General features: G+C 50.9%; 17 protein-coding genes and 1 other annotated feature. Of the genes, 10 read left to right on the forward strand and 7 right to left on the reverse strand.

All coding sequences use genetic code 11. The features are described from left to right. Window positions 1-53: 53 nt before the first annotated feature. The 4 genes from tcyP to hxpB all read right to left on the reverse strand — a co-directional run bounded on the left by tcyP (window position 54) and on the right by hxpB (window position 3,840). Window positions 54-1,445: a cystine/sulfocysteine:cation symporter gene (tcyP, locus tag WC1_RS14055; RefSeq protein WP_003840905.1), complete on the reverse strand. Its 1,392-nt coding sequence runs from the start codon at window positions 1,443-1,445 to the stop codon at window positions 54-56. Window positions 1,446-1,580: 135 nt separating this feature from the next. Next, a complete protein-coding gene (locus WC1_RS14050; RefSeq protein ID WP_086551139.1) occupies window positions 1,581-2,180 on the reverse strand; it encodes a metal-dependent hydrolase in 600 nt (199 codons plus the stop codon). 83 nt (window positions 2,181-2,263) lie between these two features. Continuing rightward, window positions 2,264-3,025: a 2-dehydro-3-deoxy-D-gluconate 5-dehydrogenase KduD gene (kduD, locus tag WC1_RS14045; protein ID WP_003840907.1), complete on the reverse strand. Its 762-nt coding sequence runs from the start codon at window positions 3,023-3,025 to the stop codon at window positions 2,264-2,266. 146 nt (window positions 3,026-3,171) lie between these two features. Next, complete coding sequence (hxpB, locus tag WC1_RS14040) at window positions 3,172-3,840, reverse strand: hexitol phosphatase HxpB (protein WP_016150126.1); 669 nt, start codon at window positions 3,838-3,840, stop codon at window positions 3,172-3,174. Window positions 3,841-4,007: 167 nt separating this feature from the next. On the opposite strand from hxpB, the gene WC1_RS14035 reads away from it, so the two are divergent. After that, on the forward strand, window positions 4,008-4,544 hold the full coding sequence (locus tag WC1_RS14035; RefSeq protein ID WP_003030600.1) for a YniB family protein: 537 nt from the start codon (window positions 4,008-4,010) through the stop codon (window positions 4,542-4,544). Between the two features lie 64 nt (window positions 4,545-4,608). Here WC1_RS14035 and WC1_RS14030 read toward each other — a convergent pair whose 3' ends face one another. Next, entirely contained in the window at window positions 4,609-5,469 is an 861-nt protein-coding gene (locus tag WC1_RS14030) for a fructosamine kinase family protein (RefSeq protein WP_003840909.1), read from the reverse strand. A gap of 270 nt (window positions 5,470-5,739) precedes the next feature. Continuing rightward, window positions 5,740-6,669 carry a 6-phosphofructokinase II gene (pfkB, locus tag WC1_RS14025; RefSeq protein WP_016150127.1) on the reverse strand — a complete coding sequence of 310 codons (930 nt, stop codon included), beginning with the start codon at window positions 6,667-6,669 and terminating at the stop codon, window positions 5,740-5,742. Between the two features lie 287 nt (window positions 6,670-6,956). On the opposite strand from pfkB, the gene WC1_RS14020 reads away from it, so the two are divergent. Beyond that, on the forward strand, window positions 6,957-7,715 hold the full coding sequence (locus tag WC1_RS14020) for a DUF481 domain-containing protein (protein WP_016150128.1): 759 nt from the start codon (window positions 6,957-6,959) through the stop codon (window positions 7,713-7,715). Window positions 7,716-7,879: 164 nt separating this feature from the next. Here the strand turns inward: WC1_RS14020 and yniD are convergent, their stop codons facing one another. Further along, entirely contained in the window at window positions 7,880-7,987 is a 108-nt protein-coding gene (gene yniD, locus WC1_RS24665) for a small membrane protein YniD (protein WP_003030590.1), read from the reverse strand. Window positions 7,988-8,291: 304 nt separating this feature from the next. Here yniD and thrS point away from each other — a divergent pair, with 304 nt between their 5' ends. From thrS to ihfA, 8 genes are all read left to right on the forward strand, one after another. Further along, the gene (gene thrS, locus WC1_RS14015; RefSeq protein WP_003832572.1) at window positions 8,292-10,220 is read left to right on the forward strand and encodes a threonine--tRNA ligase; all 1,929 of its coding nucleotides are present in this window, start codon (window positions 8,292-8,294) and stop codon (window positions 10,218-10,220) included. Window positions 10,221-10,223: 3 nt separating this feature from the next. Further along, a complete protein-coding gene (infC, locus tag WC1_RS14010; RefSeq protein ID WP_048997935.1) occupies window positions 10,224-10,766 on the forward strand; it encodes a translation initiation factor IF-3 in 543 nt (180 codons plus the stop codon). A 96-nt stretch (window positions 10,767-10,862) separates the two neighbouring features. Next, a complete protein-coding gene (rpmI, locus tag WC1_RS14005) occupies window positions 10,863-11,060 on the forward strand; it encodes a 50S ribosomal protein L35 (RefSeq protein ID WP_003030583.1) in 198 nt (65 codons plus the stop codon). Between the two features lie 55 nt (window positions 11,061-11,115). After that, on the forward strand, window positions 11,116-11,472 hold the full coding sequence (gene rplT, locus WC1_RS14000) for a 50S ribosomal protein L20 (RefSeq protein ID WP_003030578.1): 357 nt from the start codon (window positions 11,116-11,118) through the stop codon (window positions 11,470-11,472). 120 nt (window positions 11,473-11,592) lie between these two features. After that, window positions 11,593-11,717, forward strand: a sequence feature (Phe leader region). Next, the gene (pheM, locus tag WC1_RS24845; protein ID WP_001386830.1) at window positions 11,598-11,642 is read left to right on the forward strand and encodes a pheST operon leader peptide PheM; all 45 of its coding nucleotides are present in this window, start codon (window positions 11,598-11,600) and stop codon (window positions 11,640-11,642) included. Its footprint overlaps the feature before it by 45 nt. Before the next feature lie 124 nt (window positions 11,718-11,841). Further along, entirely contained in the window at window positions 11,842-12,825 is a 984-nt protein-coding gene (gene pheS / locus WC1_RS13995) for a phenylalanine--tRNA ligase subunit alpha (protein ID WP_003832580.1), read from the forward strand. A gap of 15 nt (window positions 12,826-12,840) precedes the next feature. Next, window positions 12,841-15,228, forward strand: a complete 2,388-nt coding sequence (gene pheT / locus WC1_RS13990; RefSeq protein ID WP_003030574.1) for a phenylalanine--tRNA ligase subunit beta — start codon at window positions 12,841-12,843, stop codon at window positions 15,226-15,228. 4 nt (window positions 15,229-15,232) lie between these two features. After that, complete coding sequence (ihfA, locus tag WC1_RS13985) at window positions 15,233-15,532, forward strand: integration host factor subunit alpha (protein ID WP_003030571.1); 300 nt, start codon at window positions 15,233-15,235, stop codon at window positions 15,530-15,532. The last annotated feature ends 105 nt before the right edge of the window (window positions 15,533-15,637 follow it).

Here is a 15,637-nt window from a genome sequence, read left to right on the forward strand (position 1 = left end):
AAAACCGCCGGATCATGATACTCCGGCGGTTTTTTGTTTTTTAGCTGACAGACTTAGCGATGCGCCAGTTCGGCGTTATCGTCGCTGTCCAGAATTGTTTTATCGGTCTGCTTCAGCCATTGACTGGTCAGTGTACCGGCAGTCATGGAACCGCTTACGTTCAACGCAGTACGCCCCATATCGATCAGCGGTTCAACGGAGATCAACAGCGCAACCAGCGTGACCGGCAGACCCATAGCAGGCAGAACGATCAGCGCGGCAAACGTTGCACCGCCACCGACACCCGCAACCCCTGCGGAACTCACGGTCACGATACCAACCAGCGTGGCAATCCACATTGGGTCCAGCGGGTTGATTCCAACGGTCGGCGCGACCATTACTGCCAGCATTGCCGGGTACAGACCCGCACAACCATTCTGGCCAATCGTGGCGCCAAAAGAGGCGGCGAAAGAGGCGATGGATTCAGGCACGCCCAGACGACGGGTTTGCGCTTCAACGTTCAGCGGAATTGAGGCTGCGCTGGAACGGCTGGTGAAGGCGAAAGTCAGCACCGGCCACACCTTACGGAAGTATTTCAGCGGGCTAACGCCGTTAATACCCAAGAGGATCCCGTGAACCACGAACATAATGCCCAGACCGAGATAAGAGGCCACGACGAAGCTACCCAGCTTAATGATGTCCTGAAGGTTGGAACCGGCAACCACTTTGGTCATCAGCGCCAGAACACCGTACGGCGTCAACTGCATCACCAGACGAACCAGCTTCATCACCCAGCTTTGTAGGGTATCGATAGCCGCCAGAACGCGCTCGCCTTTTGGTGCATCATCTTTCAGCAGTTTCAGTGCGGCTACACCCAGGAATGCTGCGAAGATAACTACGCTGATAATCGACGTCGGGTTGGCGCCAGTCAGATCGGCAAACGGGTTTTTCGGAATAAACGACAGCACCAGTTGCGGAACGCTGAGGTCAGCCACTTTACCAACATAGTTGGTTTCAATCGCGTTCAGACGGGCCGTCTCGGCACCACCTTGCACCAGACCTTCGGCGGTCAGGCCGAACAGGTTGGTCACCAGAACCCCAACCAGTGCGGCAATCAGCGTGGTAAACAGTAGCGTTCCGATGGTCAGGAAGCTGATTTTACCTAACTGAGAGGCATTGTGCAGACGCGCAACGGCGCTGAGAATAGATGCAAATACCAGCGGCATAACAATCATCTGCAGCAACTGGACATAACCGTTGCCGACAATGTTGAACCACTGTACGGAATCTTTAAGAACCTGGCTGTCGGAACCATAAATGGTGTGCAGGGCAAGGCCGAACACGACACCCATGACCAGACCGACCAGTACTTTTTTGGCCAGACTCCACTGTTTGTGCCGGGCTTGCGCCAGCACGAACAGCAGCACTATGAACACGATAATGTTCGCGATTAAAGGAAAGTTCATCCCCGTTCTCCTGATCTTATTATGCGTATCACCGTTTAAAGGTGATTCTGTTGGCGCAAGATTAGCAGAACTGTGACATGCCTCTTATATTCAAATGGAATTGTTTATACCGAAAATGACTTTTTGGCTGATTTATTAGTCAATCTGATGCGTTATGAAACGATTGAACTGCATTTGTAGCGTATTAATCATCTGCGAAGACCAGCGTACAGCGCTGTTCTCTTGTACGGTCTGCGGCATCCAGATTGCCCATGCGAACAGTGCCATGCATAGAAACCGCTCCAGTTGGTTGCCTTTTTGCGGCACGAGGATGGGCAGACGAAAACGCCAGCGGCAGGGCCAAAGCAGGGGAACGCCCGCCGGGGTCAGCATATCGGCCAGAATATGGCTGAGATAACCGAGAACCATACCTTGTAAGGCATCAGCCGGTATTATCCAGGTGTCCGGGACTTTCAGGTAAAACGTGGTCAGCAGGGCAAAGACTGCAAGCAGGCTATGCGTAAACCCGCGATGACCAAATGCCCGGGCAATGGGTTTTGATATCCACTTCAGACGCTGCCCCAGCAGGGATTTGGGATGATCAATATCCGGCAGCAGGCACGTTAAAATGGCGGAAGGAACAATATGCCACCAGTCACCCTGCGCAAGAACGGGCGTTAGCTCGGCATTCTTGGCAAATACCGCACAGGCAATAGAAAAAAGAAGGTGGCCTTCCGCCGTCATGATAAAACCCAATAAACTGTCGATTCATACAGTATAGGGGTTTTATACAGTAGGCGGAAGAGGTGACGTTGTAACCCTTTGTCACAAGTGCGCCATTACCGCGCCAGCCAACCGCCATCCACGGCTAGCGTATAGCCATGAATATAGTCAGAGGCGGAACTTGCGAGGAATACGACCGGGCCTTTCAGATCATTTGGCGTGCCCCAGCGCCCTGCGGGAATACGATCGATAATCTCCTGATTGCGCTCGCTGTCTGCGCGCAGCTGCTGGGTATTATTGGTCGCCATATAGCCGGGTGCGATAGCATTGACATTAATTCCTTTGGCCGCCCATTCATTGGCGAGCAGGCGAGTGATGCCCAGTACGCCGCTTTTTGATGCTGTATAGGAAGGGACGCGGATTCCGCCCTGAAAAGAGAGCATCGAGGCAATGTTAATAATTTTTCCGCCATTGCCCTGAGCCAGAAACTGGCGCGCCACGGCCTGTGACAGAAAGAAAACAGATTTGAGATTCAGATTCATCACGTCATCCCAATCCTTTTCACTGAAGTCCAGCGCATCCTGACGGCGTATGGTTCCCGCATTGTTGACCAGAATATCGATCCGGCCAAACGCCGACACCGATTGTGTCACGATGCTGGTGAGAGCATCTTGTTGGCTGAGGTCGGCCTGAATAGCCATAAAACGTCGACCGAGGGCGTTAATTTTCTCTGCGGTTTCATGTGGTATTTTACGATTCACGCCGACTACATCGCAGCCCGCTTCAGCCAGCGCCACTGCCATACCCTGCCCAAGGCCGGTGTCACATCCAGTGACGATGGCTACTTTACCTTCGAGACGAAAAGCTTCCTGAATCATGCTCACCTCAACTATTTATGTCATTAACGCTTGCTCTATAGGGCAAGAATAGGAGAGGTTAAACAGAAATTCAATTAAAAATGAAACGGTGTTTTAAAAATAAAAAGCTGAGGGGGCGGGCAATACGATCATTGCCCGTTACAGGATTAGCCGCGCAGATGAGCGGCAGTAAGTTCGGTGAGCGAGGTTAGTTTGACGTCGGCAAGAACGAAGCGGGGATCGTCCTGATTTTCATGTGCAGGTACCACGATGGAACGCATACGGGCGGCTTTTGAAGCAATCATGCCGTTTACCGAGTCTTCCAGCGCAACGCAGTTTAACGGGTCAATGCCCAGTTTCGCCGCACAATCGAGGTAAACCTGCGGGTGCGGTTTGCTGTAAGGCAGTTTTTCTGCAGAAGCCAGCGCATCGAAGCTGCTGCGCAGATCAAACATGGTCAGCACTTTTTCCAGCATATGCAGCGGCGAGGCGGATGCCAGTCCTACTTTGATTCCCTGAGATTTGCACAACCCCACGGCTTCACGCACACCCGGCAGCAGCGGTTTTGTTTCTTCCACTAACGCAATGGCCCGGGTGATGATGCGCTCGGTGACCTCCTGACGTGAGGGACCGTTCCACGGTTGCTGCGCAAACCACAAATCGACCACCATATCGATGCGTAAGCCAAGGGTGTCGGGAAGTTCATGGCGGCGGGAGATATCAACGCCTAAACTTGCTATCACATCCAGTTCGGCCTGATCCCAAAGCGGTTCAGAATCGACCAGTAATCCATCCATATCGAAAATTGCAGCAAGAATTTGACGCGGGGTTGACATCACAACCTCTCCTTTACGGTGATAAAAGGGATTAAGAGCCAGTCATAACAGGCTCTGAGCGTTCATTATGGCTAATTCAGCAGTATACCGCCTTTAAAGATCAGGCGAAAACGGTTATCAACGGGTAAACTTAGGCCAAAATGACACGTCTTTATCAAGGGGAACTCATGACGTATCAACAAGCTGGACGCATTGCCGTCTTGAAAAGGCTGGCGGGATGGGTAATTTTCATTCCCGCGCTGATTTCAACACTGGTTTCTGTACTGAAGTTTATGTATGCGCACAGCGAAAAGCAGGAGGGAATTAACGCGGTCATGCTCGATTTTGCTCACGTGATGATCGATATGATGCGGGTTAATACACCTTTTCTTAACGTATTCTGGTATAACTCGCCAACGCCCGATTTTCAAAGTGGACTGAATCTCGTTTTTTGGCTGATATTCATCCTGATTTTTATCGGTCTGGCGTTGCAAGATTCAGGCGCCAGAATGAGCCGCCAGGCACGTTTCTTACGCGAAGGCGTTGAGGATCAGCTGATTCTGGAACAGGCAAAAGGCAGTGAAGGATTATCCCGCGAGCAACTTGAGTCGCGAATTGTGGTACCGCACCATACGATCTTCTTACAAATTTTCCCGCTTTATATTTTGCCGGTGATCGTTATCGTGATCGGCTACTTCTTCTTCTCATTGCTGGGCTTTTTGTAAGTGCCGCTCTATCGGGCCTGCCATGTTGCGAAACGGCAGGCCTGATAAGCAACGCGGTACGTAGTTAAGCAGCGAGTAATCTATCCAGCGCTTTCTGCGCCACAACCAGATGCTGTCCTCCGAACAGAATTGCTCGATTCAGCAGCGTATAGAGCTGGTAGATTGGCTGCCTGTCAAGAAAGTCCAGCGGTAGTGGTGAGACAGACTGGTAACCGTCATAAATTTGCGGCGGCTGATCGATATGTAACGGCAGCATTGCCAGGTCGCACTCTCTGTCCCCCCAGTAGCAGGCAGGGTCAAAGATGTACGGACCGTTAGGACCGAGGGCGCAGTTCCCGGACCACAAATCACCGTGCAGGAGAGACGGCTGCGGCTGATGAGAAGAGAGACGTTGCTGGACATGTTCGACGATGGCATCAATATTGCCAAACGCAATGCCTTTTTCAGCGGCGAGTTCCAGTTGCCAGCCTATACGCTGCTCGGCGAAAAAGGTTGACCAGCGACGTTGCCAGGTATTGGGCTGCGGTGTGGTAGAGAGCGCGTTATCGAAGTCGAGACCAAACTGAGGCTGGTCGCTCCATTCGTGCAAATGCGCAAGCTGTTGACCGAGGATAAACGCGTTATGCGCATCAAGCGGACGGGGAGGGAGGAAATCCATCACCAGAAAGCTGTAATCTCTGTCTGCGCCTACTGCCCAGACTTTCGGTACCGATACAGTTTGACTGCGGGAAAGTAGCTCCAGCTGATCGGCTTCTGCCGTAAAGCCGGTTAACAGCTCTCTTTCATCGCATTTGACGAAAAAATCCCGCCCCGCATAGCGTAAATGCCATGCGGCGTGAATCTCTCCGCCGGGCAGTTCATTACGCAGTTCGATTTCGCCTTCACCTAATTGCTCGCTTAAAAGACGACTGATAGCCTGCCACATGATGTCTCTCCCCATGTTGTCTGCCAGATCATAAGGTTAGCGCAAGAATGCGGTTAAAAAACACGAACTGACGCACACCACGGACGCGTCATCGCTGGAAAGGCACTTAATGTTTGTCGCTCTTCTTCACCCCGTACCGTTGTGGAGACGTCTGACTGCACATGATTCACTTCTTTGTAATAACGTGATTTTTTATCATAGTCGCATAACACCCATGCTGACAGTTTTACGCGAGAATCCCCCTTTCTCTTCAAAAGAGGGACGGTGTCATTACTGAGTGAGATACGAATAAATTTTTTGCGTGTCGTCCAAAGAGCACAGGCGCGTACCCTGATTTAGCGTTGCAGCGCTACCTGCGGCGACGCCGTAACGGACAATATCCTCAAAAGGTGCATTCTCAGCCAGTTTAAGCGTCATGGCCCCGACCATACTGTCGCCCGCGCCTACGGTGCTTTGACTTTTCACCGGTGGCGGAACCACCTGAACGCAGGTATCTCGATCTACGCCCAGCGCCCCTTGCGGCCCAAGCGAGACCACAACGCGGTGCGCTTTTCCACTATGTACGATTTCCTGTGCGGCCTTGCGCACATCATCGGGCTGTGTCAGTTCTCGATTTACCAGCGCACTCAGTTCTTTGAGGTTAGGTTTGACCAGTTCGATATTGCCGATGGCTAACGCCGCCGTCAGTGCTTCACCTGAACTGTCGACAATACAGCGGATCCCTTGTTTTTGTGCGGTGGTAATCAGTCGGGACAACTTCTCAAGCTGTACGCCGGGCGGCAAACTACCGCTGATGACCAGCAATGCACCAGATTCAATTTCCAGCACCTGATCCTGAAGTTGGTAGAACTCGTCATCGGTCAGCGCAGCGCCAGGCATGACAAAACGATACTGTTCGCCGCTGGACTCAACGTGGACATGAAGATTTTGTCGGGTCCAATCTTTGGCTTCGACGGTGGATACGGGAACATTTTCGTCGGCGAGCAATGCAACAAGATGCTCTCCGGTTGCACCCCCCGCGGGGAAAATCGCCGTTGCGGTTCCGCCAAGATGGGCAATTGCGCGAGCAACGTTGATGCCGCCGCCGCCGGGTTCAAAAACTGGCGAGGTACAACGAAGCTTACCTTCCGGGTAAATTTGCGGAGTGATTGTTGCGCTATCGAGAGAGGGCGCAAGTGTTAACGTATAGATACGTACCATCTTTACCTCCTGTTAGGCTGTCCTCAGTCTGGCACTTAACCTCCCGAAAGTGAAGTAATTAACAACATGATTTTTCATATCTTTATTTAAAATTATCGTCATAAAGTTATATAAATAAAATAAAGGTTTAGGAACGCTCTTATTCAAAAAATGAAATAAGAATTTATTGCTATGTTATTCGAGTCTTTTTATAATTTGTTACCTTTCAAGGGTCTTTTGTCATTGATCCATATGAAAGTTTCCGAGACCGTAATGGTCTCTTTTTTTGTTGTACGGACTCTTAATAAATGAAGCTTTTGAAGACAGTGCCCGCAGCATTACTGCTGACGGGAGGCCTGCTTGCGTCAATGCATGCTGCCGCCGATGATTCCGTTTTTACTGTCATGGATGACCCTTCCAGCGCGAAAAAACCCTTTGAAGGTAACCTGAACGCGGGATATCTCGCCCAGTCAGGCAACACAAAAAGTTCTTCTTTAACCGCAGATACCACCATGACCTGGTACGGCCAAGCGACCGCATGGTCTCTGTGGGGAAATGCCAGTAATACCTCCTCAAATGATGAGCGTTCATCGGAGAAATATGCCGTAGGTGGCCGTAGTCGTTACAACATGACCGACTATGACTATCTCTTTGGACAGGCAAGCTGGTTGACCGACCGCTACAACGGCTACCGCGAGCGTGATGTGCTGACCGCGGGTTATGGTCGTCAGTTCCTCAACGGGCCTGTGCACAGCTTCCGTTTCGAATTCGGTCCTGGCGTGCGCTATGACGAGCACACGGATGGCACCACCGAAACACAGCCGCTGGGCTATGCGTCCGGGGCCTATGCATGGCAGATGACGGACAATACCAAGTTTACTCAGGGTGTGTCGGTATTCGGCGCTGACGATACCACACTCAACTCTGAAACTGCCCTGAACGTTGCTATCAACGAACACTTTGGGTTAAAGGTGGCTTACAACGTGACCTGGAACTCTGAACCACCGGCAACAGCGCCGGAGCATACCGATCGCCGCACGACAGTTTCCCTCGGCTATCGGATGTAGTGACAAGCCGGGTCAAATAAATGGCCTGGCTTTTCTAAATTAAAGTTAAGTTTATTTAATATTTAATTTGCGTTTTATTTTTCTACCTGGCCATAACGCGCTATTTTCAGACGAATTCGATTAATCGATAAATAAACGAAATCGGAACAGCGGGTGAGCGTCATTTAGCCCCAGATCATCGCAGCCCAGCGCAGCATCAACATGGCCGCACAAATAACGAGCAGAATCACAACCATCTTCCAGTGTTTCTTCGCAAAGCGATTTGTGGGCATTGTTTTTTTCCTGCTCAGGTTAGATGACTTTGTGCAAGTGTAACAAAGATGGTTGGGTGTGAGTGAATTGATTTACATCATAGAGCGCGCGTTGATTGCTGCTTTGATCGACCCGTAATGCCGTGTACACTGTCAAACGGTGTTATCAAAAAGCGGGTGTAGGTCCAGTGTGGTCTTTAAGGCGACCAGTGACATATTTCGCAGAGTGAAGCGGGAATCAGCCCACACCTTTTTGATAATTTTAAATATTGAATCTTTGTATGTGATCTTACGTGTGGGTCACCACTGCAAATAAGGATATAACATGCCTGTTATTACTCTTCCTGATGGCAGCCAACGCCATTACGACCACGCTGTAAGCCCCATGGATGTTGCGCTGGACATCGGTCCAGGTCTGGCGAAAGCCACTATTGCTGGCCGTGTTGACGGTGAGCTGGTAGATGCTTCCGATCTGATTGAGCATGATGCGAAGCTCTCCATCATCACCGCGAAGGATGAAGAAGGTCTGGAGATCATTCGTCACTCCTGTGCACACCTGTTAGGGCACGCGATCAAACAACTCTGGCCGCACACCAAAATGGCGATCGGACCGGTTGTTGATAACGGTTTTTACTACGATATCGATCTTGACCGTACGTTAACCCAGGAAGACGTCGACGCGCTTGAGAAGCGGATGCACGAACTCGCTGAGAAAAACTACGATGTCATTAAGAAGAAAGTCAGCTGGTACGAAGCGCGTGAAACCTTCGTGAAGCGTGGCGAGACCTATAAAGTCTCTATTCTTGATGAAAACATCGCCCATGATGACAAGCCTGGCTTGTACCATCATGAAGAATATGTCGATATGTGCCGTGGCCCGCACGTGCCGAACATGCGTTTCTGCCATCATTTCAAACTGATGAAGACCGCTGGGGCATACTGGCGTGGCGACAGCAATAACAAGATGCTGCAGCGTATTTATGGTACTGCATGGGCAGATAAAAAAGCCCTGAATGCCTATCTGCAACGTCTGGAAGAAGCGGCCAAACGCGACCACCGTAAAATCGGCAAGCAGCTTGACCTGTATCATATGCAGGAAGAAGCACCGGGTATGGTGTTCTGGCACAACGATGGCTGGACTATCTTCCGTGAACTGGAAGTCTTTGTTCGCTCAAAACTGAAAGAATACCAGTATCAGGAAGTGAAAGGTCCGTTCATGATGGACCGCGTGCTGTGGGAAAAAACAGGTCACTGGGATAACTACAAAGATGCAATGTTCACCACCTCTTCTGAGAACCGTGAATACTGCATTAAGCCAATGAACTGCCCGGGTCACGTACAGATCTTTAATCAGGGTCTGAAATCCTATCGCGATCTGCCGCTGCGTATGGCTGAGTTTGGTAGCTGCCACCGTAATGAACCGTCAGGTGCGCTGCATGGCCTGATGCGTGTTCGTGGCTTCACTCAAGATGATGCGCATATCTTCTGTACTGAAGAGCAGATTCGTGATGAAGTTAACGCGTGCATTCGTATGGTCTACGATATGTACAGCACCTTTGGCTTCGAGAAAATCGTCGTCAAACTGTCCACTCGCCCCGAAAAACGTATCGGTAGCGATGAAATGTGGGACCGTGCTGAAGCTGACCTGGCCGTTGCGCTGGAAGAAAACAACATCCCGTTTGAGTTCCAACTGGGTGAGGGCGCGTTCTACGGTCCGAAAATTGAATTTACCCTGTATGACTGCCTCGATCGTGCATGGCAGTGCGGTACTGTACAGCTGGACTTCTCCCTGCCGTCCCGTTTAAGCGCCTCTTACGTTGGCGAAAACAACGAACGTCAGGTGCCGGTTATGATTCACCGTGCAATTCTTGGGTCGATGGAACGTTTCATCGGTATCCTGACCGAAGAGTTCGCTGGCTTCTTCCCGACCTGGCTTGCGCCGGTTCAGGTTGTGGTCATGAACATCACCGATTCTCAGTCTGAATACGTTAACGAATTAACGCAGAAACTACAAAATGCGGGTATTCGTGTAAAAGCAGACTTGAGAAATGAGAAGATTGGCTTTAAAATCCGCGAGCACACTTTACGTCGTGTCCCTTACATGTTGGTCTGTGGCGACAAAGAGGTAGAAGCAGGCAAAGTTGCCGTGCGCACCCGTCGTGGCAAAGACTTGGGCAGCCTGGACGTAAATGAAGTGATTGAGAAGCTGCAACAAGAGATTCGCAGCCGCAGTCTTCAACAACTGGAGGAATAAGGTATTAAAGGCGGAAAACGAGTTCAAACGGCACGTCCGAATCGTATCAATGGCGAGATTCGCGCCCTGGAAGTTCGCTTAACAGGTCTGGAAGGCGAAGCTTTGGGTATTGTGAGTCTGAGAGAAGCGATCGAAAAAGCTGAAGAAGCTGGAGTAGATTTAGTTGAAATCAGCCCTAACGCCGAACCGCCAGTTTGTCGTATTATGGACTACGGCAAGTTCCTTTATGAAAAGAGTAAGTCTTCTAAGGAACAGAAGAAAAAGCAAAAAGTTATCCAGGTTAAGGAAATTAAATTCCGTCCTGGCACCGACGATGGCGATTACCAGGTAAAACTCCGCAGCCTGGTACGCTTTCTGGAAGATGGCGATAAGGCTAAGATCACGCTGCGTTTTCGCGGTCGTGAGATGGCCCACCAACAGATCGGTATGGAAGTGCTCAACCGCGTCCGTGACGATCTGAGTGAACTGGCAGTAGTCGAATCCTTCCCTACGAAGATCGAAGGCCGCCAGATGATCATGGTGCTCGCTCCTAAGAAGAAACAGTAAGGCCTTCAAGTAGCAATGTCTGTGGAGCCTACGGGTTCCACAGCCGTTGTTCGCCTACGTTTCGTTTATTAACAATGCGAAGTGGAAGTTATTAAAATGCCAAAAATTAAGACCGTACGCGGTGCTGCTAAGCGTTTCAAAAAAACCGGTGGTGGTGGATTTAAGCGTAAGCACGCAAACCTGCGTCATATTCTGACCAAAAAATCTACTAAGCGTAAACGTCACCTGCGTCCAAAAGGCCTCGTGTCTAAAGGCGATCTGGGTCTGGTTATCGCGTGCCTGCCGTACGCATAAGCCGTTAACGTTTAATTCATTTTTTTACTAAGAATATAGATACAGGAGAGCACATATGGCTCGCGTAAAACGTGGTGTAGTTGCCCGTGCACGTCACAAGAAAATTTTGAAACAAGCTAAAGGCTACTACGGTGCGCGTTCTCGCGTATACCGCGTTGCCTTCCAGGCTGTTATCAAAGCTGGTCAGTACGCTTATCGTGACCGTCGTCAGAAAAAGCGTCAGTTCCGTCAACTGTGGATTGCGCGTATCAACGCAGCAGCACGTCAGAACGGTATTTCTTACAGCAAATTCATCAACGGCCTGAAAAAAGCCTCTGTTGAAATCGACCGTAAGATCCTGGCTGACATCGCAGTATTCGACAAAGTAGCGTTCACCGCTCTGGTCGAAAAAGCGAAAGCAGCTCTGGCATAAGCCGGTGAAAAGAGGGAGCCTGGCTCCCTCTCTTTTATTTGCAGTACAATCAATTAGTTGACAATTTATCCGTAAGCCTTTTCAATAAAGGTTGTCCGGTTTTTACCACACAAGGTAACGCAAGCATGAATGCTGCTATTTTCCGCTTCTTCTTTTACTTTAGCACCTGAAATCAGGAGGCTTGCGCGTGAAAGAAGAAACGGAAAACAGCGCCTAAAAGCCTCCCTGGTGGAGGCTTTTTTTATACGCGTCATCCTTCAAGTTGTCTCTGTATTGGCTGCATTCGCTCTTTTGCTGCGTTGATACAACTTGAATGATTTTGCGTATATATGAGCGACTAGTGAATATCGCAACATAACGAGGAAAACCATGTCACATCTCGCAGAGCTGGTTGCCAGTGCAACGGCCGCCATTAACCAGGCTTCAGATGTTGCCGCGTTAGACAATGTCCGCGTCGAATATTTGGGCAAGAAAGGGCACCTGACCCTTCAGATGACAACCCTGCGCGAACTGCCGCCAGAAGAGCGCCCGGCAGCAGGTGCGGTGATAAACGAAGCCAAAGAGCAGGTGCAGCAAGCGCTGAACGCGCGTAAGGCCGAATTAGAAAGTGCTGCCCTGAATGCTCGTCTGGCAGAAGAAACTATCGATATCTCCCTGCCAGGGCGTCGTATCGAAAACGGCGGTCTGCATCCTGTAACGCGTACAATTGACAGGATTGAAAGTTTCTTTGGTGAGCTGGGCTTTACCGTGGCGACTGGTCCGGAAATCGAAGATGACTATCATAACTTCGATGCGCTGAACATTCCTGGCCATCATCCGGCGCGCGCTGACCACGACACTTTCTGGTTTGACGCGACGCGTTTGCTGCGTACGCAGACTTCCGGCGTGCAGATCCGCACCATGAAGGAAAAACAGCCGCCGATCCGTATTATCGCCCCGGGCCGTGTATATCGTAACGATTACGATCAGACTCACACCCCGATGTTCCATCAGATGGAAGGGCTGATTGTTGATACCAACATCAACTTCACCAACCTGAAAGGCACGCTGCACGATTTCCTGCGCAACTTCTTTGAAGAAGACCTGCAGGTTCGTTTCCGTCCTTCCTACTTCCCGTTCACTGAACCTTCTGCGGAAGTAGACGTGATGGGCAAAAACGGTAAGTGGCTGGAAGTACTGGGTTGCGGGATGGTTCACCCGAACGTGCTGCGTAATGTTGGCATCGATCCGGAAATCTACTCGGGCTTTGCATTTGGTATGGGGATGGAGCGTCTGACCATGCTGCGTTACGGTGTTACCGATCTGCGTTCTTTCTTCGAAAACGATCTGCGTTTCCTCAAACAGTTTAAATAAAGGCAGGATAAAACAATGAAATTCAGTGAACTGTGGTTACGCGAATGGGTAAACCCGGCGATTGATAGCGATGCTCTGTCAAACCAAATCACAATGGCGGGTCTGGAAGTTGACGGTGTGGAACCTGTTTCCGGTGCGTTCAACGGCGTTGTGGTGGGTGAAGTGGTTGAATGTGGCCAGCACCCGAACGCTGACAAACTGCGTGTCACCAAAGTGAATGTAGGCGGTGACCGTCTGCTGGATATCGTCTGCGGTGCGCCAAACTGCCGTCAGGGGTTGAAAGTGGCTGTGGCAACCGTTGGTGCCGTTCTGCCGGGCGATTTCAAAATCAAAGCCGCGAAACTGCGCGGTGAGCCGTCTGAAGGTATGCTGTGCTCATTCTCTGAGCTGGGTATTTCCGACGATCATAACGGGATTATCGAACTGCCGGCCGATGCGCCAATTGGCACCGATATCCGTGAATACCTGAAGCTTGACGACAACACTATCGAAATCAGCGTCACGCCGAACCGCGCCGACTGCTTAGGCATTATCGGTGTCGCACGTGATGTTGCTGTGCTGAACAAAGCTCCGCTGGTTGAGCCGGAAATCGCGCCTGTAGCGGCAACCATTAGCGACGTCCTGCCGATTCAGGTTGAAGCCGTGGAAGCCTGTCCACGCTATCTGGGCCGCGTGGTTAAAGGCATCAATGTTAAAGCGCCGACCCCGCTGTGGATGAAAGAAAAACTGCGTCGTTGCGGTATTCGTTCAATCGATGCCGTGGTTGACGTGACTAACTATGTGCTGCTCGAACTGGGCCAGCCGATGCACGCATTCGACAAAGACCGCATTGAAGGCGGAATTGTTGTCCGTATGGCAAAAGAGGGTGAGACCCTGGTATTGCTGGATGGCAGCGAAGCGAAGCTGAATGCGGATACGCTGGTGATTGCGGACCATAACAAAGCGCTGGCGATGGGCGGCATCTTTGGTGGCGAACATTCCGGCGTGAATGATGAAACGCAAAACGTCCTGCTGGAATGTGCATTCTTCAGCCCGCTGTCTATTACCGGTCGCGCACGTCGTCACGGTCTGCACACCGATGCTTCTCACCGCTATGAGCGTGGTGTTGATCCGGCTCTGCAACATAAGGCCATGGAACGTGCAACGCGCCTGCTGATCGATATCTGCGGCGGCGAAGCGGGTCCAGTCATTGACGTGACGAACGAAGACACGCTGCCAAAACGCGCAACCATTACGCTTCGTCGTAGCAAACTGGATCGTCTGATCGGACACCATATTGCGGATGAGCAGGTGAGCGACATTCTGCGTCGTCTGGGTTGTGACGTGACGGAAGGGCAGGATGAGTGGAAAGCGGTCGCGCCGAGCTGGCGTTTCGATATGGAAATCGAAGAAGACCTGGTCGAAGAAGTCGCCCGCGTATACGGTTATGACAATATCCCGAACACGCCGATTCAGGCGGGTCTTATCATGGGTACGCATCGTGAAGCGGATTTATCGCTGAAACGTGTAAAAACCATGCTGAATGACAAAGGCTACCAGGAAGTAATTACCTACAGCTTCGTCGACCCGAAAGTCCAGTCGCTGCTGCACCCGGGTGAAGAAGCGCTGCTGCTGCCAAGCCCAATTTCTATTGATATGTCGGCTATGCGTTTGTCCCTGTGGACCGGCTTGCTGTCTACGGTAGTGTATAACCAGAACCGTCAGCAGAACCGCGTACGTATTTTTGAAACGGGTTTACGTTTCGTACCGGATACACAGGCCAATCTCGGGATCCGTCAGGATCTGATGCTGGCGGGCGTGATCTGCGGTAACCGTCATGATGAACACTGGAATCTGGCAAAAGAGACCGTTGATTTCTATGATCTGAAAGGCGATCTGGAAGCGGTTCTCGACCTGACCGGCAAACTGGCAGACATTCAGTTCAAAGCTGAAGCGAATCCAGCACTGCATCCGGGTCAGTCTGCGGCGATTTATCTGAAAGGTGAACGTATTGGTTTCATTGGGGTTGTTCATCCTGAACTGGAACGTAAACTGGATCTGAACGGTCGCACTCTGGTGTTTGAACTGGAGTGGAATAAGCTCGCAGACCGCGTGGTGCCTCAGGCGCGTGAAGTTTCTCGCTTCCCGGCGAACCGTCGCGACATCGCGGTTGTTGTGGCCGAAAACGTTCCCGCTGCGGATATTTTATCCGAGTGTAAGAAAGTTGGCGTAAATCAGGTAGTTGGCGTAAACTTATTTGACGTGTACCGCGGTAAGGGTGTTGCGGAGGGTTATAAGAGCCTCGCTATCAGCCTGATCCTTCAGGATACCAGCCGTACACTTGAAGAAGAGGAGATTGCCGCTACCGTCGCCAAATGTGTAGAGGCATTAAAAGAGCGATTCCAGGCATCATTGAGGGATTGAACCTATGGCGCTTACAAAAGCTGAAATGTCAGAATATCTGTTTGATAAGCTTGGGCTTAGCAAGCGGGATGCCAAAGAACTGGTCGAGCTGTTTTTCGAAGAGATCCGTCGTGCTCTGGAAAATGGTGAGCAGGTAAAACTCTCTGGTTTTGGTAACTTCGATCTGCGTGATAAGAATCAACGTCCGGGCCGTAACCCGAAAACGGGCGAAGATATTCCCATTACAGCACGGCGCGTGGTGACCTTCAGACCCGGACAGAAGTTAAAAAGCCGGGTCGAAAACGCAACGCCCAAAGAAGAGTGATTTAACGATCCGTTAAGTCACTTGCTCTGCCATCAAAGCGGCAGCGCAAACCATGATATATAACTAAAAAGGCCGCTCTGCGGCCTTTTTCCTTTTCACTACCGA

The sequence above is a fragment of the Citrobacter sp. KTE30 genome, from assembly GCF_000398825.1.
Taxonomy (GTDB): Bacteria; Pseudomonadota; Gammaproteobacteria; order Enterobacterales; family Enterobacteriaceae; genus Citrobacter; species Citrobacter freundii.